This is a genomic window from Streptomyces sp. NRRL S-455, from assembly GCF_000717875.1.
In the GTDB taxonomy this organism is placed as follows: Bacteria; Actinomycetota; Actinomycetes; order Streptomycetales; family Streptomycetaceae; genus Streptomyces.
In genome coordinates, this window is record NZ_JOCT01000027.1 from 115,814 (window position 1) to 137,529 (window position 21,716).

The window sequence follows — 21,716 nt, forward strand, 5'->3', positions numbered from 1 at the left end:
ACCGCGGGCGACCATGACGGACGGGCTCAGTGGGGCCCCGGCGGTGCGAACTCCGTACCGCAGGGCCCCGCTCCCTCACTCGCAGGCAGCACCACCCGCGCCCCACTCATCGCCAGGGTCCGGTAGAAGCCTCCGATCCGCTCGGCCGACCGCCCCACGTAGTGCCCGATGAACGAACGCCGGAAGCGACTCCCCGAACGGTTCGGTTGCGACCCGTGCACCAAACTGCCGTTGAAGAACAGAACATCCCCGGGCTTCATGTCCACCGGCACGGGAGCCAGCCCCGGCGGCGGCGGAACGTACTCCCGTGCGAAGGACACCCCCGCATCCGCCTCCTCCGGACAGAACACATCCATCCGGTGCGTGCCCGGCACGACTTCGAGCCCGCCGTTCTCCCGGTCGATCACGTCGCAGGCCAGCCACGCCGCCACGCACGTGCCCGGCTCCACGCGCAGATAGAAGTTGTCCTGGTGCAACGCCTGGCCCCGGGCCCCCGGCGGCTTGAAGTAGAACATGCTCTGCGCGGCCAGGACCTCCTCGCCCAGGAGCACCTCCAGGACTGTGCGCAGCCGGGCGTCCAGCAGGACCTCACGCGCGAGGTCGTTGATCTCGTGCGGATGCATCACCCTCGGCCAGACGTGCAGCGGATCGGCGTCCGGGCCGGACGCGCGGGGCTCGAAGTGCCCCGGCATCCGGCCGCCCGCGTGGAGTGCCGCGAACTCGTCGCACAGGCGCTCGGTCTCGTCGGCCCCGAAGAGCCCGCGGGCGACCGCGAACCCGTCCTCCTCGAAGCCTTTCCGGTACCGCCGGAGCACGGTGGGGTCCAGGATGGGAGCGCCGGTGGCGCCATTGCCCGTGACTGTCATGAGTGCACTCCTCGGTCAGGTGTCCCGGTCGACAAGCTAGGCCGTCGAGTCGTCGAAGAGGATGCCCGTGCGTGCTGACGCATTGCCCGGAACTGCCGGACCCGAGGGCCGCGGGGCGCCCGCCCCGCCGCCCGGCCTCGTCGTGACCGGCCACTTCGACCAGCCGTCCGGCTACACCGTCAACCGCCCCCGCGGAGCTACGAGTTGGCTCTTCACCTGGACCCTGTCAGGGTGCGGTCTGCTGTGGCAGGGCGGATCGAAGACCTCGGCCGGCGCGGGCCACCTGGTGGTGCTCGCCCCGGGCGTGCCGCACGGTTACGCGACCCGGCCCGGCGACCGGCACTGGCGGTTCTGGTGGGCGCACTGCCAGGCCCGCCCGGCGTGGGGGGCATGGCTGCGGCCGTACGACACCGGGGACGGGATGTACGTGGTCACCTCCGTCCCGGCCGGAGTGCACGACCGCGTCGAGACGGCGTTCCGGCGGATGCACGCCGACGCCCGCCGACCCGGGGCCGAGGCACCGTCCGACGCGGCGCCACCGGGCCGGCAGATCGCCGTCGCACACGGCGGCACGGCCCGTGAACTGGCCCTGTGCGCGCTGGAGGAGGTGGTCCTGCTCACCACCGCCGGCGCCCGGCCGGCGGCACCCCGCCCCGGCCTCGACGCACGGATCCGCCGGTCCCTGGAACTGATCGACGCGGATCCGGGCGCGCCGCACACCGTGCGCTCGCTCGCCGAGGGTGTCGCTCTGTCACCGTCCCGCTTCGCCCACCTGTTCAGCGCCCAGCTCGGCCAGTCACCCATGCGCGCCCTGCGCGAGGCGCGGCTGCGCCGCGCAGCCCGGCTGCTGGAGGGCACCGACCTGTCCGTGGAACGCGTAGCGGCGGCCTCGGGGTTCGCCAGCCCGTACCATTTCAACCGGGTCTTCCGCGAGCGCTTCGGGACGCCGCCCGGCGCGTACCGGATCGGCGGTGCACTGCAATGGTTTACGGGGGACGTCGAGAACGGGTGAAAACGTACCGTCAAAACCAATTGTGCAGCAGGGAAATCCCCTTCCGCCCACTGGTTGACATTTTGTCAAAAAGGGTCGGCCGTGTACGCAAGGCAGGAAACCGTGAGATCTCTTGTTCCTACTCGCTGACCTGTGCAAAGGTGTGCCTTGTCGGCGTGCGGACGACACGCCTTTCTTTCGTGTGCGCGCGGCCGATGTGCCGACATACCCCTTGGTATGGACTTTATTCCGCATGTCCTTGAGAGGAATGCAGCCGTGAATGACGCTGGCCTGTCGAATTCCCCGGCTTCGGCCCGCGGGTCCGGCGCGACGGACGAGCAACTGAGCGCCGAGCTCAGGAAGTGGACGGGCGCGACCCCCGCACTCCACCCTGTCGGCGAGCTGCTGGACCGGCACTGGGAGGCGGCCTTCGCCTACGCCAGGCGGTGCACCGACGGCCCGCGTTCCGCCGGAATACTCACCACTGCCGCGTTCACCCGGATCTTCGGCGAGACCCTGCGCCAGAACGGCCCGACCTCCGCGTGGCGGCCCCATCTGCTCGTGACCGTACGGCGCGTCGCCGCCGAGTGGGCCACCGACCACAGAGGGGAGATGCTCCACCCGGAGCTGCTCTCCGGGGCCGGCGCGGGGGAGCGGGTGGCCGCCCGTCTGCTGCCGCCGTGGCACCGGCGCCTGCTCTCCGGGGCCTTCCAGCGGCTGCCCCAGTCCGCCCGCTGCCTGCTGTGGCACGTCGAGGTCGAGGCCGAACCGCTCGCGGAGCCCGCCGGGTTGCTCGGGCTGGACGAGGAGAGCGCACGTGTCGAACTGGGCCGGGCCCGTGACCGGCTGCGCGAGGAGAGCCTCCAACTGCACCGCGAACTCGCCCCCGGCGAGGAGTGCCGCCGCTATCTGCGTCTGCTCGACGTGACGTACCGGCGGGGCGGTCACGGCATCGACCCCGATCTACGCGCGCATATCGAGGGCTGCGGGCACTGCAGCGCCGCCGCGGACCAGCTCGACCAGTTCAACCACGGACTCGGTGCCGCCCTGGCGGAGGCGGTGCTGGGCTGGGGCGGGCGGGAGTACGCGGAGAGCCGGGTGAGCGGCCCCCAGCCGGCCACCGACGATCAGGAGACCGGCACCGAGCAGACCGGGGTGCCCGGGGGGACGGCCGCTGGGCCCGTCCTGCACTCGGCCGGTGTGGCACGTCCGGCTGTCCCGGACCCCGTCGCTCTCGCGGGCATGGCCGGGGAGTCGTTCACCGACCCCCTCGGCGCAGGGGACACGCCGACCGCTTCCGCGACCGGAGCGGAATCGCCATCCCACGCCCACGACGGTTTTCCCGCCCCGCCCGACACCCCGCCCACCCCAGGGTCCGCTCCCGGCCGGCGCGTCGAAGGCCCCCGCACAGCGGCCCGCAGATCCGCCCACAAGGCTGCCCGCCGTTCCGCCCGGCGCCGCAACCTCACTGTGGGCGTCCTGACGGTCAGCGGCCTGGTCGTGCTCCCGCTCGTCCTGTGGTCCATCGGCAACTCCGGCGAGGACACCTCGCAAAGCGCGGCACGGCCGTCCGAGGCGCCCGGCGCCGGTGCGGGCGAGTCGACGCGCGACCCGTCCTGGGCCGGGGCCGGGGATGCCGGGAAGGGCGCCCTGCGTGGCCGGCTGCACAACCTCGCCTCCGGCCTGTGCGTCGGCATCGCGGGCGACAAGGCCGTGTCGGGCGCGGAGGCCGAGCTCGCCGCCTGCTCCCCGGACGCCGTCCAGCAGTGGACGTACGAAACGGATGGTTTGCTGCGCAACGTCGCTGCCCCGGAGCTGTGCCTCGACTCGCGTGCCGGCTACTCGGTGCGGCTGGCTCCCTGCTCGGGCGCGTCCCGGTCGGACACCAAGGACGTCCGCTACGACTTCACCCTCCAGGGCGCCCTGGTGCCCCGCTGGAACCAGGACCTCGCCCTGGCCCCGGCCGCGACCGACGGCTCGGGGGCTCTGGTCCTCAAGGCCCGCGCGGACGACGAGGCGCAACGCTGGGCGATCGACCGTTCGAAGGCCGACCTTCAGATGGAGGCCGTCAACTGGAACGCCGCCGCACCGGCTCCGCGCCCCACGCGGACACCGCCCGCCACACCTTCGAAGACTCCCACGCCGACCCCGACCCCGTCCGCGACACCCTCGACCTCGCAGCCGACTCCGAGCAGCCAGCCCTCCACCGACCCGCCCTGCTACCGCTACGCGTACCACTGCGACGAGGACGGCCGGTACGGTTACCCGGGCTACGGCGGCTATGACGGTGGCCATGACGGCAGCTATGACGGCGGCTACGGGGGCGGCTACGGGGGCGGACGACGCTGACCGCGTGCGCTCAGGGCCCGAGGACAGCCAGCGACAGCCACAGCGCCACCACGGCCGGCACCAGCGCGGCCGGCACGGCGAGCAGCCCGAGCCGCGTGAACTCCCCGAGCCCGACCCGGTGCCCGTGCTGCTGCACGATCCGCCGCCACAGCAGGGTCGCCAGCGACCCGGCGTAGGTCAGGTTGGGACCGATGTTCACACCGAGCAGCACCGCGAGCACGGCACCCGGACCGGCCCCGGCGGTCAGCGGCAGCAGCACCAGCACCGCGGGCAGGTTGTTGATGAGGTTCGCCAGGACGGCGGCCAGGGCTGCCACGCCCAGCAGCGTGAGCAGGCCCGAGCCGTCGGGCAGCACCCGGTGCAGCGCGTCGGCGAGCCCGTGGTCGACGACCGCGCGCACGACGACGCCGAGCGCGAGCACGAACGCCAGGAAGGCGGGAGCCGCGGACCGCACCACGGTCAGGGGAGTGGCCCGCCGGTGCAGCAGAGCCCGCCCGGCCAGCACCAGTGCTCCGGCCAGCGCGGCCCACGCCGGTGCGATCCCGAGGGCGGAGGCCACGACGAATCCGGCGAGCGTGCAGCCCACGGTGACCAGGGCGAACAGCGGCACCTCGGGGGGCCGCTCAGGTCCGGGGGAGGGGAGAGCGGCGGTCAGTTCATGGTCGAAGTAGCGCCTGAACACCAGGTACTCGGCGCCTATCGCCACCAGCCAGGGCAGCGCCATCAGTGCCGCGAACCGGGTGAAGCTCAGCCCGCTCGCCGCGAACGCCAGCAGGTTGGTCAGGTTGGAGACCGGAAGCAGCAGTGAAGCGGTGTTCGACAGATGGGCACAGGCGTAGAGGTGCGGACGGGCCGTCACGCCCATCCGGGTTGCGGTGGCGAGTACCACCGGTGTCAGCAGGACGACGGTGGCGTCCAGGCTGAGCACGGCCGTGATGACGGAGGCCAGGGCGAACACCGCGGTCAGCAGCCGCCCGGGACGCCCCGCGGCCCAGCGGGCCATCCAAGCCCCGCACGCCGTGAACAGCCCTTCGACGTCACAGAAGTGGGCGAGCACCAGCACGGCGGCGAGGAAGCCGACCACGGGCCCCAGCCGCTGGATCTCCTCCCAGGCGTGGTCGGGGGAGATCACGCCGACGGCGACGGTGAGCCCGGCGGCCGGAACCGCCATCACGGCCTCGGGCAGCCCCCGCGGACGGGCGACGGCCCAGACGAGGACGGTGACCAGCAGCGTCACGGACAGGACTTCGGCGAGCGGGGTGTTCAGGACGGGGTCCTCCGGGATGCGACCAGATCGTGCCCGCACATGAAACCAGGATCAGGTAAGAGCCGAGCAGGGTCCCCACAGCAGCCCGGTCCGGCCCATGCGCCGCCGTCCGGGGGCAGCCGTACAGGACCGGTCAGATCTCGTCGAGCAGCGCCAGCTCGGCCCAGATCGTCTTGCCCTCGGTGGTGTGCCTGCTGCCCCAGCGCTCGGTGAGCTGGGCGACCAGGAGCAGACCGCGGCCGCCCTCGTCCCAGGTCTTGGCCCGGCGCAGGTGCGGCGCCGTGTGGTTGGTGTCGGACACCTCACAGATCAGCGTGGAGGCGTCGTGGATCAGCCGCAGCCGGATGGGCGGGGCGCCGTAGCGGATGGCGTTGGTGACCAGCTCGCTCACCACGAGCTCGGCGGTGAACGTGGCCTCGATCAGCCCCCAGCGGTCGAGCTGGTCGACGACCTGCTTGCGGACCGGGGCCACCAGCGCCGGATCGGCGGGGATGTCCCAGGTGGCGACCTGGGAGGCCGGCAGGCCGCGGGTACGGGCGAGCAGCAGGGCCACGTCGTCGGCGGAGCCGCCCGGCGGGAGCAGCGCGTGCAGCACGCGGTCGCAGATCTCGTCCAGGGAGCCGGAGGGAGCCGACAACGCCTCGCGGAGCATCCGCTGACTCGCGTCGACGTCCCGCTCGCGGCTCTTGAGCAGCCCGTCCGTGTGGAACGACAGGACGCTGCCTTCCCGCAGCTCCACCTCCGCGGCCTCGAACGGCAGTCCCCCGACACCGAGCGGTGGACCGGAGGGCAGGTCGAGCTGCCGTGCAGGGCCGTCCGGCGGTACGAGCAGGGGCAGCGGGTGCCCGGCCCGGGCCAGGGTGCAGCGCCGCGAGACGGGGTCGTACACCGCGTACAGGCAGGTCGCGCCGACCTCCCCGGTGCCGGCGTCGACGCCGGACTCCTGGGACAGCCGGATGACCAGGTCGTCGAGGTGCGTCAGCAGCTCGTCGGGAGCCAGGTCGATGTCGGCGAGGGTGCGCACGGCGGTGCGCAGCCGGCCCATGGTGGCCGAGGCCTGGATGCCGTGGCCGACGACGTCCCCGACGACCATGGCGACCCGCATCCCGGACAGCGGGATCACGTCGAACCAGTCACCGCCCACGCCGGAGCGGATGGCGGGCAGATAGCGGGAGGCCGCCTCCACCGCCGCGGTGCGGGGGAGGGTGCGGGGCAGCAGGCTGCGCTGCAGGGTGAGGGTCGTCTCGCGCTCGCGGGAGTAGCGGCGGGCGTTGTCGATGCAGACGGCCGCCCGGGCCGCGACCTCCTCGGCGAGCAGCACGTCGTCGGGGGTGAAGGGTTCGGGTCGCTGGAAGCGGGTGAAGACCGCGACGCCGAGTGTCGTGCCCCTGGCCTGGAGCGGCACGGACATCGTGGAATGTATGCCGTACTCGCGGACCCGCCGGAAGCGGACCGGGTCCCAGGCGAGCCACTTCTGGAGGGCGCCTTCCGCTCCCGAGGCCACGATCGCGTGGCCCAGGATCAGTGAGGCGGCCTGCGGGGAGCTCTCCGGGTAGACGTCCACCTGCCCCGGCTTGACGACGGCCTCGGGACTGTCCGGATGGACCGACTGGTGGGCGGTCCGGCGCAGACTCACCGGTGGGGCGGGCGGACCCGCGGACTCGCCGCCGTGCTCCCGGGTGTCGAGCAGGTCGACGCTGACGAAGTCGGCGAGCGCCGGGACGCACACGTCCGCCATTTCCTGGGCCGTGCGGGTGACGTCGAGGGTGGTGCCGATGCGCACGCTGGCCTCGTTCACCAGTTGCAGCCGCTCCCGTGACCGGTACTGGTCCGAGAAGTCGTGGGCGGTCACACACACGCCCCGCACCTGTCCCGCGTCATCGGTGAGCGGTGCGATCCGGGCGAGCCAGGCGTGCGCTCCGCGGCTCTCGCCGCTGGCCTTCATGTACGCCTGCATGTCCTGCCGGCGGCCGGTGCTCAGCACCCGGCGCAGATTCTCCTCGAACTCCCGGTTCTGCGGCCGGCTGCCGATCTCGGTGGGTTTCAGCCCCCGCAGACGGTCGGCGGGCAGTCCGAGGAGGTCGGCCATGGCGTTGTTGACCCCGCGCAGCCGCAGCCGGTCGTCGAAGATCATCGTTGCGCAGGGTGACTGCGTCACCGCCGCCCGCACCAGCGGATCGTCAGGCAGCTCGGCATCGGTGGCATCCGGCGGGGACACGGCGACCCACTCGACCGTCTCCGCGCCGTCCGGCGGTCTGCGGTGCGCGAGCACCCATGCGGACACCGTGTGACCGTCGCGGTGCCGCAGCGCGATCACGCCGCTCCAGCGGCCGTCGATCGGCACCGGTGGCGGGCCCTGGCTGTCGGCCAGCAACTCGGCGGCCGGGCGGCCCACGACGTCGGCGGCCGTGTGGCCGAGCAGACGGCGGGCGCCCTCGTTCCACCCGGTGAGCGTGCCGTCGGCGGCGATGACGGCACGCGCGGCCACGCCATCGTCGAACGGCTCGTCCGGGGTCATCGTCGCCACTCCATACGGACACTCACAGTGATCGGGGAGGCCACCAGAGTCCCAGCCTAGTCCGTGGACGTCCTGCGCGAACCGGCAACCTGGCGCCACCAGGCATCGCGCGGCCGAGGGGCGGAACCGGCCGTTGTGACCGCCGAGGCAGAAGGGAACTTCCGCACCCTTGACGGGCCTGTGTGACACCTCGACAGAATCTGTTTGTTCTCGATCAGTTGTGAGTGCTTCTGGGTTCCAGTGAGGGAGAACCGCCATGTCGGTCAGTCGCAGATCACTCCTGTTCGCCTCCGCGGCAGCGCCCACGGCGGGAGCGCTGCTGGGTGCCCCGGAGGCGGGGGCCGAGGAGGTGCGCGGGGTGTCCGGCCGCCGCACCGTCGCGCTGCGCGACGGCTGGCGCTTCGCACTGGTCGACCCCGGCGGGGCCACCGACCCGACCGGCGGTTACGTCGGTGCCCACCTCCCCGGATACGACGACTCGGGATGGCGCGAGATCGCCGTCCCGCACGACTGGAGCATCGAACAAACCCCCACCACCCGGCACGGCACCACCAGCGGCACGGGTTTCCTTCCCGGCGGCCTCGGCTGGTACCGCCTCGCCTTCACCCTGCCGCCCGCACTCGCGGAGAAGCGCATCTCGGTGGAGTTCGACGGCGTCTACATGGACTCCTACGTCTACTGCAACGGCGAGGAGGCCGGCCGCCACCCCTACGGCTACACCGGCTTCGCCTTCGATCTGACCGGGCTGGTGCACACCGACGGCGTGACGGAGAACGTGCTCGCGGTCAAGGTCCGGAACCAGCTTCCCAGCAGCCGCTGGTACTCCGGAAGCGGCATGTACCGCGAGGCCCGCCTGGTGATCACCGAGCCGGTGCACGTGGCCCGCTGGGGCACCCGGGTCACCACGCCCGAGATCTCCGCCGAGCGGGGTCTCGTACGGGTGGACACCTCGGTCGTCAACACGTCGGGCGCTGCCGCGGACGTCGAGGTCGTCTCCCGGATCGTCGACCGGAAGGGCCGGACGGTCGCCCGTGCCTCCTCCGCGGTCGCCGTCACCGACGAGCGGACCGAGACCCACGAGCTCACGGTCCGGCGGCCCGAACTGTGGGACATCCACGCCCCGCACCGCTACACCCTGCACACCGAGCTGCGCGTCGCGGGCCGCGCCACCGACACCTACCGCACGGTCTTCGGATTCCGCGCCTTCCGCTTCGACCCGGACGAGGGATTCTTCCTCAACGGCACCCACCACAAGATCAAGGGCGTCGACCTCCACCACGACCTCGGCGCGCTCGGCGCCGCCGTCAGCATCGACGCCGTCCGCCGTCAGATGGAGATCATGCGGTCCATGGGCGTCAACGCCCTGCGCACCTCCCACAACCCGCCCGCGCCCGAGGTGATCCAGGTCTGCGAGGAGCTGGGCGTCGTCATGCTGGTGGAGGCGTTCGACTGCTGGCGCACGGGCAAGAACCGCTACGACTACGGCCGGTTCTTCGACGAGTGGTGCGAGAAGGACACCACCGAGATGGTGCTGGCGGCCCGCAACTCGCCCGCCGTGCTGATGTGGTCCATCGGCAACGAGGTCCCCGACTCGACGTCCACCGCCGGGCTCGCCATGGCCGACCGCATCATCGAGGCGATCAGGGCCGCGGACGACACCCGGCCCCTGGTCATCGGCTCCGACAAGTACCGCCGCCTCCCGGCCAAGGGCTCAGCCGCCGACCTGATGCTGGCCAAGCTCGACGGCCTCGGCCTCAACTACAACTCCGCCAAGTCGGTGGACCAGCTGCACGAGGCCTACCCGCACCTCTTCCTCTTCGAGTCCGAGTCCTCCTCGGAAACCTCCACCCGGGGGGCCTACCAGGAACCCGAACACCTCAACACCGGCGAGAACCACACCCCGGGCAGGCGCGCGACCTCCTCCTACGACAACAACCTCGCCTCCTGGACCATGAGCGGCGAGTACGGCCACAAGAAGGACCGCGACCGCAAGTGGTTCGCCGGGCAGTTCCTCTGGTCGGGCATCGACTACATCGGCGAGCCCACGCCGTACGACGTCTTCCCGGTCAAGGCGTCCTTCTTCGGCGCGGTCGACACCGCCGGCTTCCCGAAGGACATGTACTACCTGTTCCGGAGCCAGTGGACCGAGGAGCCGATGGTCCACCTGCTCCCGATGACCTGGAACCACGCCGAGGGCGACACCGTCGAGGTCTGGGCGTACGCGAATACCGACACCGTCGAGCTGTTCCTCAACGGAAGGTCCCTCGGGGTGCGGCGGTTCGACACCAAGAAGACCGTCGACGGCCGCACCTACCTGGAGACGACCGAGGCGACCGGTGACGACAAGACCTTCACCGACGGCCCCTACCCCGGCAGCTACACCAGCCCGAACGGCAGCGCCGGCAAACTCCACCTGACCTGGAGGGTGCCCTTCGAGCCGGGCGAGCTGAAGGCCGTCGCCCGGCGGGACGGCAAGGCGGTCGCCACCGACGTGCTGCGCACCGCCGGCGCCCCGCACGCGGTACGTCTGACGACGGACCGCACGTCCCTGCCCGCGGACGGGCGCTCGCTGGTCTTCGTGACCGCCGAGGTGGTCGACCGCCGCGGGGTCGTGGTGCCCGACGCCGAGCACCTGCTCTCCTTCGAGGTGGTGGGCGGTTCCCTCGCCGGTCTCGACAACGGCCGCCAGGAGAGCGCCGAGCGCTACCAGGCGAGCACCCGCACCGCCTTCCACGGCAAGGCCCTCGCCATCGTCCGGTCGGGCACGAAGGCCGGCCCGGTGAAGGTGACCGCCCGCGCCGACGGCCTGCGCACCGGCACGGCGACCGTACGCGCCACCCGGTCGGCGGACCGGGTCGAGACCGCCCCGCCCGCCTTCGCACCGGAGCACCCGGCGCCCGTCGGGTATCCGCACGCGGACGCCAGTTACTCCGGACGCCCGGACTCGCTGCCCGCCGCCATGCTCGACGGTGACCCGGCAACCGGCTGGTCCAACGGCTTCTTCAAGCAGGCCACGGCCCTGCTCCCGGCCTTCGACGGCGCCCGCACCGAGGACTGGGTGTCGGTCGACCACGGCCGCACCCGCCGCTTCGACCGGGTCGACGTCTCCTTCACCGTGGACGCCGGCCACAGCCTGCCCGCCGCGATCGAGGTCGCGGTGTGGAACGGGCGGGGGTGGCGGGCCGTGCGGGACATCGCGATCGACTGGGCCACGGCCTCCGACGCCCCGACTGTGATCACCTTCAGGGCCGTCCGCGGCTCACGGATCCGGCTCACCATGACGAGCCGCCACCCGGACGAGGCCAAGGGCGCGATCCGCGTCAGCAGGCTGGAGACGCCGGCTGCCTGAGCCGCCACGTGCGACGGTCCGGACGGTGAACAGCCGGTCCTGTCCAGACCGTTGACGGGGCGTCACATCAGCCACAACGATGGTCGGCGTCCGCTTCTGGGAGCGCTCCCACGCCGTGAGCGCCACCCGCCCCTCCCCAGAGGAGCCCAGACGTGAAACGACGCAGAACCGCCCTGCTGTCCCTGACGGCCCTGCTGGCGACCGCGCTCACCGCGCTGCCCTCCGCACCGGCCGGAGCTGAGGAGAGAGAGCAGGTCAGGAACGGCACCTTCGACAGCACCACCGACCCCTGGTGGACGACCAGCAACGTCACCGCGGGCCTGTCCGACGGCCGCCTCTGCGCCGACGTCCCCGGTGGCACCACCAACCGCTGGGACGCGGCCGTCGGGCAGAACGACATCGCGCTCGTGAAGGGGGAGTCGTACCGCTTCTCCTTCAGCGCGACCGGCACGCCCGCCGGGCACGTGGTGCGCGCGATCGTCGGCCTGTCCGTGTCGCCGTACGACACCTATTACGAGGTGACACCGCAGCTCAGCGTCTCCGGCGACACCTACTCCTACACCTTCACCTCGCCCGTCGACACGGACCGGGGCCAGGTCGGCTTCCAGCTCGGCGGCAGCGCGGACCCGTGGCGCTTCTGCATGGACGACGTCTCGCTGCTCGGCGGGGTGGCGCCGGAGCCGTACGAGCCCGACACCGGGCCGCGGGTCCGCGTCAACCAGGTCGCCTATCTGCCCTCCGGACCGAAGAACGCCACCCTGGTCACCGACGCCACGGCAAAGCTGCCCTGGGAGCTGAGGACCTCCGGCGGCACGGTGGTCGCGAGGGGCACGACCGTGCCGCGCGGGGTCGACGTCTCGTCCGGGCAGAACGTCCACTCGATCGACTTCGGGGCCTACCGCAAGAAGGGCTCGGGCCTCACGCTCGTCGCCGACGGTGAGACCAGCCGCCCCTTCGACATCGGCGCGAGCGCCTACGAGCGGCTCCGGCTGGATTCGGCGAAGTACTACTACACCCAGCGCAGCGGCATCGCGATACGCGACGACCTGCGGCCCGGCTACGGCCGTCCGGCCGGGCACGTGGGCGTCGCCCCCAACCAGGGCGACACCGCCGTGCCCTGCCAGCCGGGCGTGTGCGACTACTCCCTGGACGTCAGCGGCGGCTGGTACGACGCCGGCGACCACGGCAAGTACGTCGTCAACGGCGGCATCTCCACCTGGGAGCTGCTCAGCACCTACGAGCGCGCCCTGCACGCCCGCACCGGCGACGCCGGCAAGCTCGGTGACGGCACGCTGACCATCCCGGAGAGCGGCAACAAGGTCCCGGACATCCTCGACGAGGCCCGCTGGGAGCTCGAGTTCCTGCTCAGGATGCAGGTGCCCGACGGGAAGCCGCTGGCCGGGATGGCGCACCACAAGATGCACGACGAACAGTGGACCGGACTGCCCCTGATGCCGCACGACGACCCGCAGAAGCGCGAGCTGCACCCGCCGTCCACCGCCGCCACCCTGAACCTGGCCGCCACCGCCGCGCAGGCGGCCCGCCTGTACCGGTCGCACGACAAGGCGTTCGCCGACAGGGCCCTGGCGGCCGCCCGCAAGGCCTGGTCGGCCGCGCTCACCCACCCCGACCGCCACGCCTCGGAGAGCGACGGCATCGGAGGCGGGGCCTACGCCGACAGCGATGTCACCGACGACTTCTACTGGGCGGCGGCCGAGCTGTACCTCAGCACGGGGGAGAAGCGGTTCGAGGACCACATCATCAAGTCCCCGGTCCACACCGCCGACCTCTTCAAGCCCATCGCCTTCGACTGGGCCCGCACCGGGGCGGCGGGACGCCTCGACCTCGCCACCGTGCCGAACAAGCTGCCCGGCCGGGACAAGGTGCGCCAGTCCGTCGTCAAGGGCGCCGACCGCTACCTGGCCACGCTGAAGGCGCAGCCCTACGGCATGCCCTACGCGCCGGACGGCAACACCTACGACTGGGGCTCCAGCCACCAGGTGCTCAACAACGCCGTCGTCCTCGCCACCGCCTACGACGTCACCGGCGCCTCGAAGTACCGGGACGGCGCGCTGCAGAGCATGGACTACATCCTGGGCCGCAACGCGCTGAACATCTCCTACGTCACCGGCTACGGCGAGGTCAGCTCCCAGAACCAGCACAGCCGCTGGTACGCCCGCCAGCTCGACCCGAACCAGCCCAACCCGCCGAGGGGCACCCTCGCGGGCGGACCCAACTCGAGCATCCAGGACCCCTACGCACAGTCCAAGCTCCAGGGGTGCGTCGGGCAGTTCTGCTACATCGACGACATCCAGTCCTGGTCGACCAACGAGCACACGATCAACTGGAACGCCGCCCTGACCCGCATGGCCTCCTTCGTGGCGGACCAGGGGTAAGCGCCGGAGGACCGTGCCGGGGTGCCGGGGGAGTGCGCCGACAGGCCGCCTCCGGCACCCCCGCGTAGCCTGGTGCCATGCACGCGGTGCGGGTAGACGGCGTCGAGGTCGTCTACGACCGGGTGGGCCAGGGTCCGCCCCTGGTGCTCGTGCACGGCGCCATGACGGACGCCCGCCTGTGGCGTGCACAGGTCGCGGACCTGTCCGACGACTTCACGGTGATCGCGTGGGACGAGCCGGGCTCCGGCCGCTCCTCCGACGTACCGGCCTCCTTCCTCCTCGCGGACTACGCCCGCTGCCTGGCCGCGGTCGTCGAGGACGCCGGCCTCGGCCCGGTCCATGCGGTGGGTCTGGGGTGGGGTGGAACCGTCGTGCTGGAGTTCTACCGGTATCACGCCGGACTGGTCAGGACGCTGGTCCTCGCCGACACCTACGCCGGCTGGAAGGGCTCGCTGCCGGACGCGGAGGTGCGGGCGCGGGTCGAGGGGGCGGAGCGGATGCTCGACGTCCCCGATGAGGATTTCGCGCCCACGATGCCGGGTCTGTTCGCCGGTGAGCCGCCTGCCGACGCCGTACGCATGCTGTCCCTGATGTCGGCGGACACACGCCGGGGGAGCATGCGGACGGAGCTCACCATCATGGCGGAGGCCGACCTGCGCGACCTGCTGCCCGGGATCGAGGTGCCGACGCTCCTGGTGTGGGGGGAGCTCGATATGCGCTCCCCGGTGGAGCAGGTCGCCCACCCGTTCCTCGAGGCGATCCCGCAGGCCACCCTGGTCGTGCTCCCCGGCGTCGGGCACCTCAGCAACGTGGAGGCGCCGGAGGCCTTCAACCGGACCGTCCGGGAGTTCTGCCGTTCCCGTTCCTGAGCGGACCGGCGAGGGCCCGGCGCGCTGGGGGCAACAGGCGGGGTGGCCTCGTCGGTACCTTCTGGGACCAGCTCTGACCTGGACATATTTACGAGTCAGTACCTGAGCGGTACCTTGAAGTCATGCCAGCTCTCAACGTGGAGTTCAGCGACCGCGAACTTGAGGACCTTCGGCAGATCGCCAAGGAGCGCGGTACGTCCATGAAAGCCCTCGTGCGCGAGGCCGCCGCGGCCGACATAGCACGCCACCGCGCCCTGCAGGAGGGCGCTGAGGCCTTCCGGCGGTTCTTCGCCAACCACGCGGACGAGTTCGCCGCCGCGTTCCCCGACGACGAGCCGCCCGCCAAGGGCGAAGGGCGGGCCGCCTGACCGATGGCATCCGTCCTCCACATCGACGTGCCCTGGCTGCTCCAGCGGCACGAAGAGGTCCTGCCGGACCAGCCCACCGTCAACGACTTCTCCGCGCTGGTCGCCGCCGTCGCCCGGCATCGCGTCGACCCGCCGCGCCTCGGCGTGAACTCCGACGCGGCCTGGCGGGCCGCCGCACTCCTGCACACCCTCGCCGTGCTCCGGCCGCTCCCCTCGGCCAACGCCCGCTTCGCCTGCGCGACCGCCGTGGCCTACATGTTCGTCAGCGGTGTCGGCATCGACCCGCCCTACGGCGCCCTCGTCGATCTCGCCCGCGACCTGATGTCCGGCGAGACCGACGTCTACGGCGCCGCGGACCGGCTGCGCTCCTGGCAGATATGACCGCCCCCGGGCACGGCGCGAAATGTCGAAAACCGGTGCGAGCAGCGTCTGTTCGTTCGTTTTCTGACTTTCTGTCAATGGGCTGGATGTTGCACAGGCGCCTTGTTGGCCGTGTGGGGGTTGTGCAAGAGTGAAACACACGTGCGGGGGGAATGGCCGGGTGTCGCACGTGCTTTGTTGACCGGGTCCGATTCGCCGTCGGTGAATTCGCACCTCCCGCGCCGCGCCAAAGAGGTAAGCACCAACCGGGCTCCTTTTTCGGCGTCAGGACTTCTGTGTGTCACACGCGTGGGAAGGAACCTCTCAGTGCCCACCCCCCACCCCCCTCGTCCCCCGTATCCCCCGCCCGGCGGGGATCCCGGGGACTCCGACGAATCCCTCGCCGCGCCGCTCAGAGGCAGCCCGGAGGGCGAGGTCGCCGCCCACTCCGTCGCGCTGCTGATGGCGCGGCACTGGCAGCCGGTGCACGACTACGCGGTCATCTGTCTCGCCTCGTCGGCGCAGGTCGCCGCGATGGTCACCGGGACCGCCTTCCACCGGACCCTCAACCGACTCGCCTTCGGCGAGTCGGCCGTCGCACTGCGCCCGGCCCTTCTGGTGACCGTGCGCGACACGATCCGTGAGTGGTCCGGTGACGAGCGAATATCCGCGGTCCTGCCCGCGTTGCAGAAACCCGCCGGCGGGCGCGGGCTGCGGGCGGCGACGTCCATGACGCCCGAAAATCGCGTCCTCGCGGAGCGGGCATTTCAGGCACTTCCCGCAGCCGCGCGCTGTTTGCTGTGGCATGTCGAGGTCGAGGCAGATCCTTTAAGCGTCCCCGCCGGTCTCCTGGGCATGGACACCGACATCGCGGCGGCCGCGCTCGAACAGGCGCGTGACAAATTCCGCGAGGGCTGTGTACATGCCCATCGTGAACTCGCACCGACCCAGGATTGCCGGTTCTACAACCGCCTCCTCGACGTGCCGATCCGCCGGGGCGGCGCACTGCTGCCCGACGTTCAGGATCACCTGGCGGAGTGCCGCTACTGCCGGAACGCCGCTGAACAACTGAGCCATTTCGAGGGCGCGCTGGGCCCGCTGATCGCTGAGGCGGTGCTCGGCTGGGGTGCGCGCCGCTACCTCGACTCGCGTCCGGGCCGCGCCTCGCACGGCACGCGCGGCGGACGCGCCGGCCGGCGCGGTGGCGGGCGACGGGGCGACGGACGGCCCGGTATCGGACGGCACCGCCTGCTGTCCAGGATCCCCGTACCCGTACGCAGGGTTCCGGGCGCACGGCTGCCTGACGCACTGCGCTCCTCCCGGGCGCTGCTCTCGGGCGTCGGCGCGGTGTCGGCAGGGGTGCTGGCGACCGTGCTCGTCATCAGCGCGTCGTCGTACGACGGCGGCCATGCCGACCCGGCGGGCTCCAACAGCGCGGCCGGCGAGGGCGGCACCGAATCCGTGACGCCGCCGGGCACGGCCGTGCTTCCCACGGCACCGGTCGTGACGCGGCTGCGCAACGCCGGTGCCGACCTGTGCCTCGACGTCCGGGACCGGCCGAAGGAGGGCTCGGGGACGAAGCTGGCGGAGTGTTCGACGGTGTGGACCCAGCAGTGGACGTACGAGAACGACGGGCTGCTGCGCAGTGTCGCCGATCCCGGGCTGTGCCTGGACTCGCACAAGGACGCCGGCGTCGTCGTCCTCGGCACCTGCGCCGAGGAGGACGCCGAGCGGGGCGACGACGTGCGCTACGACCTGACCGTACGAGGGGAGTTGCTGCCCCGTTGGGACGAGCAGCTCGCCCTCACCTCCACCAACGACGATCCGGACGCCGACGTCGTCGTCAAGGTCCGCGACCGCTCCGACGCGCAGCGCTGGCAGCCGGAGCCCGTGCCGACGGCGGCGGATTCCCTGTCGATCGCGGAGGACGAGGCGCCCACGGCTCGGCAGGTGACGTTGCCGAAGGGCTGAGAGGCCCGAGCCGGGCTGAGACGCCCGTGACGTCTCAGCCCGGCTCTGCCGTGAGGTCGGCCGGCCCGATCGTGCCCGGTGTGGCATGGCCGGACAGGGCCAGGGTGAGGTCGAGCTCGGCCAGGAGGCAGCGGATGACGTGTTCGACGCCGGGCCGGCCGTCGAGGCCGAGGCCGTAGACGTAGGGGCGACCGACGAGGACGGCGCGGGCGCCGAGGGCCAGTGCCTTGAAGATGTCGTCGCCGGTGCGCACGCCGCTGTCGAAGAGGACGGTGAGCCGGTCACCGACGGCCTCCACCACGCCGGGCAGCGCGTCGGCCGCCGCGACGGAACCGGCCACCTGACGCCCACCGTGGTTGGAGACGACGAGGCCGTCCATGCCCGCCTCCACCGCCTGCCGGGCGTCGTCCGGGTGGAGGATGCCCTTGAGGACGATCGGGCCGTCCCAGTTCTCCCGCAGGAACGTCAGGTCCGGCCAGGTCTTGGCCGGATCGGCGAACATCCCGACGAAGTGCATCACGGCCGCGTTCGGGTCCTCGTGCACCGGCTTGGCCAGGCCGGCCTGGAAGGCCGGGTCGGAGAAGTAGTTGGCCGTGCCCACACCGTGCAGGAACGGCAGATAGGCCTGGTCGAGATCGCGCGGCCGCCACGCCAGCAACGGTGTGTCCAGAGTGACGACGAGCACGCTGAACCCGGCGGCTTTCGCCCGGGCCAGGAAACTGCGGGCCACCTCCGGGTCCCTGGGCCAGTACAGCTGGAACCACCGCTCGGCGTCGCCCATCGCCTCGGCCACCTGCTCCATGGGCGTACTCGACGCGGACGACAGGACGAAGGGCACGCCCTGCGCGGCGGCGGCCCGGGCCGCGGCGCACTCGGCGTCGGGGTGCATGATCGACAGCACGCCGACGGGGGCCAGCGCCAGTGGAGCCGGCAGGGCACGGCCCAGCACCTCCACCGACAGGTCCCGCTCGTGCACGTCCCGCAGCACGCGCGGCACGATGCGGAGGCGCTCCAGGGCCGACCGGTTGGCGCGGGCGGTGCTGCCGTCGCCCGCGCTGCCCGCCACATAGCCGACCGGTCCGGGCCCGAGCCTCCGCTCGGTCAGCTCCTCCAGCCGGGTCAGGTCGGTGGGCAGCCGTGGTACGGCGCCCGCCATCCCGTTCAGATAGATCTCGTACTGGAAGTCCGCCCAGTGCCTGGCCACCGTACGCAACCGCCTCTCGTCGTCTCCTCGTCGAGACCGTGCCGTCGAGCCGACGATACCGAGCGGTATGCGCGGCGGCGGGTCAGGGTCCGGCCACCGCCGCCGCGTGCAGCACGCGGGCGAGCGCGTGCGGTTGCGAGAACATCGGCCAGTGGCCCGTGTCCAGCTCCACCAGCTCCCACCGGTCGCTCTTGAGGAGTTCGGCCACCGCCGGCATCGGCTCGTCCCCGTCGAGGAGGCACTTCACGTACGTCGCCGGCAGCTCGCCGAGCGGTCGGGTGAGCACGGCCGGTTCGGTGAGCGTGACACCGGGGTGCGGAGTCGACCCCTCGACGATCCGGGCGATCTGCTCGTCCGTCAGGCCCTGCCCCGCGTAGTCCGGCGCGCCGAGCGGCGGCCAGTACCCGTCGTGATCGGCGATCGCCTGCCGCACGTGGTCGCTCGGCCAGCCGGACAGGAACGACTCACCGTCCACCGGCGCGTTCGCGTCGACGAACACCACACGTCGCAGCCGGTCACCGATCCGCTGGGCGGCCTGCCCGACCGGTATGCCCGCGTAGCTGTGCCCGACCATGACGACGTCCCGGAGGCCGAGGCGTCCCACCTCGTCGACGATGTCCCGGACGTGCGTCTGCTGCCCGGCGGGCTGTGTGTCCTGCTTCTCGGCGAGACCCGACAGCGTCAGCGCGTGTACGCCGTGCCCGGCTCCGCGCAACTCCGCGGCCACCTCGTCCCACGCCCACGCCCCGAGCCAAGTTCCCGCCACCAGTACGAAGTTGGTAATGCCGGCAACTTAGCCGACGGGTCTGACAGTGCCCGCCGGCGCCGGGGTGTGCGGTGGCACGCGGATGCCGTCGGTCACTCGTCGTCCGCGTGCGGCGCGTGGTCCGGCCCGGTGTCCGGTCCCTGGGCCCGTACCCGCCGCACGTGCTCCAGGGAGTCGCGCAACTCCGCGAGCCAGTCGTCGGTGTGACGCTGGACGAGGCGCACGCACCAGGCCAGCGCGTCACTGCGACTGCGGGCGACGCCGCCGGCGATCAGGGTGTCGAGGACCTGGCGCTCCGGCTGGCGCAGCCGCGTCATGACGGGTGCGGCCACATGCGTGAAGAGTGCGCGCCGCCCGCCGCACTCCACACCCCAGGACACCTTCCGGCCGAACCGGTGCTCGGCCTCCCGGGCCACGGCCATCCGGTCCTCACGCGTGCGTTCCCGGAACTCCTGCACCCGGCTGTCCAGGGCCGCCTCCCGTTCGGCGGCCGGGGCGTCCTCGGTCAGCCGGGGTTCGGGGATGCGGCCGATCACCGTGATCTCCTCGCGGTCGACCGTGATCTCGGTCAGCTCCTCGAAGAGGTCGTCGGGAAGGCGACCGGCGAACCAGCCGCGCAGCTTCTCTCTCTGCTCATGAGTAATCATGTAATGACGATTACTCGGCCGGAACATGAACACAAGGGGTTGCGGAGCGGTCGGCTCAGAGCGGAATCGGAATGTTTCAGGCCTATTAACGAGCGCGCGGAAATCGGCCATCTGGCCGCATCCCGCCCCCGGAGACCGTGCAGTTACGGCGCTTCGGCCATGCGGATTCTGTAACTTCGCGCCACTGATTCAACACACAAGGTTACTGAAACCGATGGGGTCGATGTGTGTTTCGGCGACGGACTCGGCAGACTCGCGCTCGCCGTTCCGGGCACCGATCGAGCACGGGCCGGCACACCCTGTCATCGAGCGGAAGGATGCACACAATGCGGAACACCGCGCGCTGGGCCATGACCCTCGGCCTGACGGCCACCGCCGTCTGCGGACCCCTCTCCGGGGCCGCGCTCGCCGACCCTGATCAGGCCCCCACCGCGCTCTACGCCCCGTCGGCCCTCGTCCTCACGGTGGGCCACGGTGAGAGCGCGGCCGACGCGACTCCGGAACGCGCGGTCACCCTGACCTGTTTCCCGGCGCCCTCCGGCACCCACCCGGTCGCCGGCTCGGCCTGCGCGGAACTGCGCGGCGTGGGCGGCGACATCCATGCCCTGACCGCGGGCGAGGGCGCGGTGTGTACCAAGCAGTACGACCCCGTGGTCGTCACCGTCGACGGTGTCTGGCAGGGGCAGAGGCTCTCCTATGAGCGCGTGTTCTCCAATGACTGCGTGAAGAACGCCCACGGATCCGGCGTCTTCGCGTTCTAGGGCCGGGATCGTGCCGTTCCCGTGCGGACACGGCGGCTCGAGGCTGGGGAGCCGGGCCGCCGTCGCGGGGACCCGCGATCTCGTACAAGGGGGCCGGCGGGCGGAGTGGGGCCGCCCGCCGGCCCCTGGGCTTCCAAGCCTTTTCAGGCCTTCATGCCGACAGGCCTACGGCGATCAGGCCCGGTCGCGGTGGCTCGTGTCGCACCAGGGATACCGCCGGCTGCGCCGGCAGGTGCACAGGGCCACGCGGAAGCGGTCGGAGGTGACGACGGAACCGTCCTCCAGTTCCACCTCCACCGGGCCCTCCACCAGCAGCGGACCCTTGCGCTGGACGCTGATACGACGCGGAGCCGCGGGCCGGTCAGACGGGGAGTTCGGCACGGACCACCACCAGCTCTTCGTTGTTCTCGGCGGCATCCAGCAGCCCCCGCTCCCGCAGCCAGCGCTCCCGGCCGCGCAGCACCGGACCGAACGCGATCCTGCGGCGCCGGGTCACCGCGGCCTTCAGGCCGGCGGCACGCAGATGCTGCACGGTCACGTCCGGGGTGCTGAGCGCCGACTGCACCAGCAGCAGCACTCCGCCGGGGCGCAGCAGAGCGGGCGCCTCCCGGCAGATCCGGTCCACGACCAGCCGTCCGTCATGGCCGGCGTCCCACGCACGGGCCGCGCCGCGCGGCTGTCCCGGGCCGTCCGGTGCCGGCACGTACGGGGGGTTGGCCAGGATCAGGCCGAACGACTCTCCGCGGACGGGGTCGAAAAGGTTCCCGCGCCTGATACGGACCGGAACCCCGGCTCGCGCGGCGTTCAGGCGTGCGGCCCACACCGCCCTCCGCGACACGTCCACGGCGGTCACGCGGAAGCCGCGGCGCGCGGCTTCCAGGGCCAGGGCACCGGTTCCGGTGCCCACGTCGAGCACCTCGGCGCCCGGGGGCAACGGCTCGTCGAACAGCGCACCGGCCAGCAGCTCGGTGTCCTCCTGAGGGGCGTACACACCCGGGGGTACCAGTGGATTCACGGCGCTCGGGTACCCCGGC

General features: G+C 71.9%; 17 protein-coding genes. 9 read left to right on the plus strand and 8 right to left on the minus strand.

The window, feature by feature from the left end; all coding sequences use genetic code 11:
* Nucleotides 1-26: 26 nt before the first annotated feature.
* Nucleotides 27-866, minus strand: a complete 840-nt coding sequence (locus IE97_RS0130775) for a phytanoyl-CoA dioxygenase family protein (RefSeq protein ID WP_030247665.1) — start codon at nt 864-866, stop codon at nt 27-29.
* A gap of 61 nt (nt 867-927) precedes the next feature.
* On the opposite strand from IE97_RS0130775, the gene IE97_RS0130780 reads away from it, so the two are divergent.
* Nucleotides 928-1,878 (plus strand): helix-turn-helix domain-containing protein, encoded by a 951-nt coding sequence (locus IE97_RS0130780; RefSeq protein ID WP_030247668.1) that lies wholly within the window; start codon nt 928-930, stop codon nt 1,876-1,878.
* Nucleotides 1,879-2,133: 255 nt separating this feature from the next.
* Nucleotides 2,134-4,206, plus strand: a complete 2,073-nt coding sequence (locus IE97_RS0130785; RefSeq protein ID WP_030247674.1) for a ricin-type beta-trefoil lectin domain protein — start codon at nt 2,134-2,136, stop codon at nt 4,204-4,206.
* 10 nt (nt 4,207-4,216) lie between these two features.
* On the opposite strand, the gene IE97_RS0130790 is transcribed toward IE97_RS0130785, so the two are convergent.
* Complete coding sequence (locus IE97_RS0130790) at nt 4,217-5,473, minus strand: arsenic transporter (RefSeq protein WP_199809844.1); 1,257 nt, start codon at nt 5,471-5,473, stop codon at nt 4,217-4,219.
* 133 nt (nt 5,474-5,606) lie between these two features.
* Nucleotides 5,607-7,991, minus strand: a complete 2,385-nt coding sequence (locus IE97_RS0130795) for a SpoIIE family protein phosphatase (RefSeq protein WP_030247677.1) — start codon at nt 7,989-7,991, stop codon at nt 5,607-5,609.
* 256 nt (nt 7,992-8,247) lie between these two features.
* On the opposite strand from IE97_RS0130795, the gene IE97_RS0130800 reads away from it, so the two are divergent.
* The 6 genes from IE97_RS0130800 (at nt 8,248) to IE97_RS0130825 (ending at nt 17,304) form a co-directional block, all read left to right on the plus strand.
* The gene (locus IE97_RS0130800; protein WP_030247680.1) at nt 8,248-11,340 is read left to right on the plus strand and encodes a glycoside hydrolase family 2 TIM barrel-domain containing protein; all 3,093 of its coding nucleotides are present in this window, start codon (nt 8,248-8,250) and stop codon (nt 11,338-11,340) included.
* A gap of 152 nt (nt 11,341-11,492) precedes the next feature.
* The gene (locus IE97_RS0130805) at nt 11,493-13,736 is read left to right on the plus strand and encodes a glycoside hydrolase family 9 protein (RefSeq protein ID WP_030247682.1); all 2,244 of its coding nucleotides are present in this window, start codon (nt 11,493-11,495) and stop codon (nt 13,734-13,736) included.
* Nucleotides 13,737-13,813: 77 nt separating this feature from the next.
* Nucleotides 13,814-14,605, plus strand: a complete 792-nt coding sequence (locus IE97_RS0130810) for an alpha/beta fold hydrolase (protein WP_030247684.1) — start codon at nt 13,814-13,816, stop codon at nt 14,603-14,605.
* A gap of 122 nt (nt 14,606-14,727) precedes the next feature.
* A complete protein-coding gene (locus IE97_RS0130815) occupies nt 14,728-14,973 on the plus strand; it encodes a hypothetical protein (protein WP_030247686.1) in 246 nt (81 codons plus the stop codon).
* Nucleotides 14,974-14,976: 3 nt separating this feature from the next.
* A complete protein-coding gene (locus tag IE97_RS0130820; RefSeq protein WP_030247688.1) occupies nt 14,977-15,354 on the plus strand; it encodes a hypothetical protein in 378 nt (125 codons plus the stop codon).
* 306 nt (nt 15,355-15,660) lie between these two features.
* Nucleotides 15,661-17,304, plus strand: coding sequence for an RICIN domain-containing protein (locus tag IE97_RS0130825; RefSeq protein WP_030247690.1), 1,644 nt, complete (start codon nt 15,661-15,663; stop codon nt 17,302-17,304).
* A gap of 34 nt (nt 17,305-17,338) precedes the next feature.
* Here the strand turns inward: IE97_RS0130825 and IE97_RS0130830 are convergent, their stop codons facing one another.
* The 3 genes from IE97_RS0130830 to IE97_RS0130840 all read right to left on the minus strand — a co-directional run bounded on the left by IE97_RS0130830 (nt 17,339) and on the right by IE97_RS0130840 (nt 19,921).
* Nucleotides 17,339-18,508 (minus strand): lactate 2-monooxygenase, encoded by a 1,170-nt coding sequence (locus tag IE97_RS0130830; RefSeq protein ID WP_030247693.1) that lies wholly within the window; start codon nt 18,506-18,508, stop codon nt 17,339-17,341.
* Between the two features lie 82 nt (nt 18,509-18,590).
* The gene (locus IE97_RS0130835) at nt 18,591-19,292 is read right to left on the minus strand and encodes an alpha/beta fold hydrolase (RefSeq protein WP_030247695.1); all 702 of its coding nucleotides are present in this window, start codon (nt 19,290-19,292) and stop codon (nt 18,591-18,593) included.
* Nucleotides 19,293-19,366: 74 nt separating this feature from the next.
* Nucleotides 19,367-19,921, minus strand: a complete 555-nt coding sequence (locus IE97_RS0130840) for a hypothetical protein (RefSeq protein WP_030247697.1) — start codon at nt 19,919-19,921, stop codon at nt 19,367-19,369.
* Between the two features lie 326 nt (nt 19,922-20,247).
* On the opposite strand from IE97_RS0130840, the gene IE97_RS0130845 reads away from it, so the two are divergent.
* Entirely contained in the window at nt 20,248-20,682 is a 435-nt protein-coding gene (locus tag IE97_RS0130845; protein ID WP_030247698.1) for a protease inhibitor, read from the plus strand.
* A gap of 174 nt (nt 20,683-20,856) precedes the next feature.
* Here the strand turns inward: IE97_RS0130845 and IE97_RS0130850 are convergent, their stop codons facing one another.
* Complete coding sequence (locus IE97_RS0130850; RefSeq protein WP_030247700.1) at nt 20,857-21,063, minus strand: CDGSH iron-sulfur domain-containing protein; 207 nt, start codon at nt 21,061-21,063, stop codon at nt 20,857-20,859.
* Nucleotides 21,044-21,697, minus strand: coding sequence for a HemK2/MTQ2 family protein methyltransferase (locus IE97_RS0130855; RefSeq protein ID WP_106975463.1), 654 nt, complete (start codon nt 21,695-21,697; stop codon nt 21,044-21,046). The genes IE97_RS0130850 and IE97_RS0130855 overlap by 20 nt, the downstream gene beginning before the upstream one ends.
* Nucleotides 21,698-21,716: the final 19 nt, after the last annotated feature.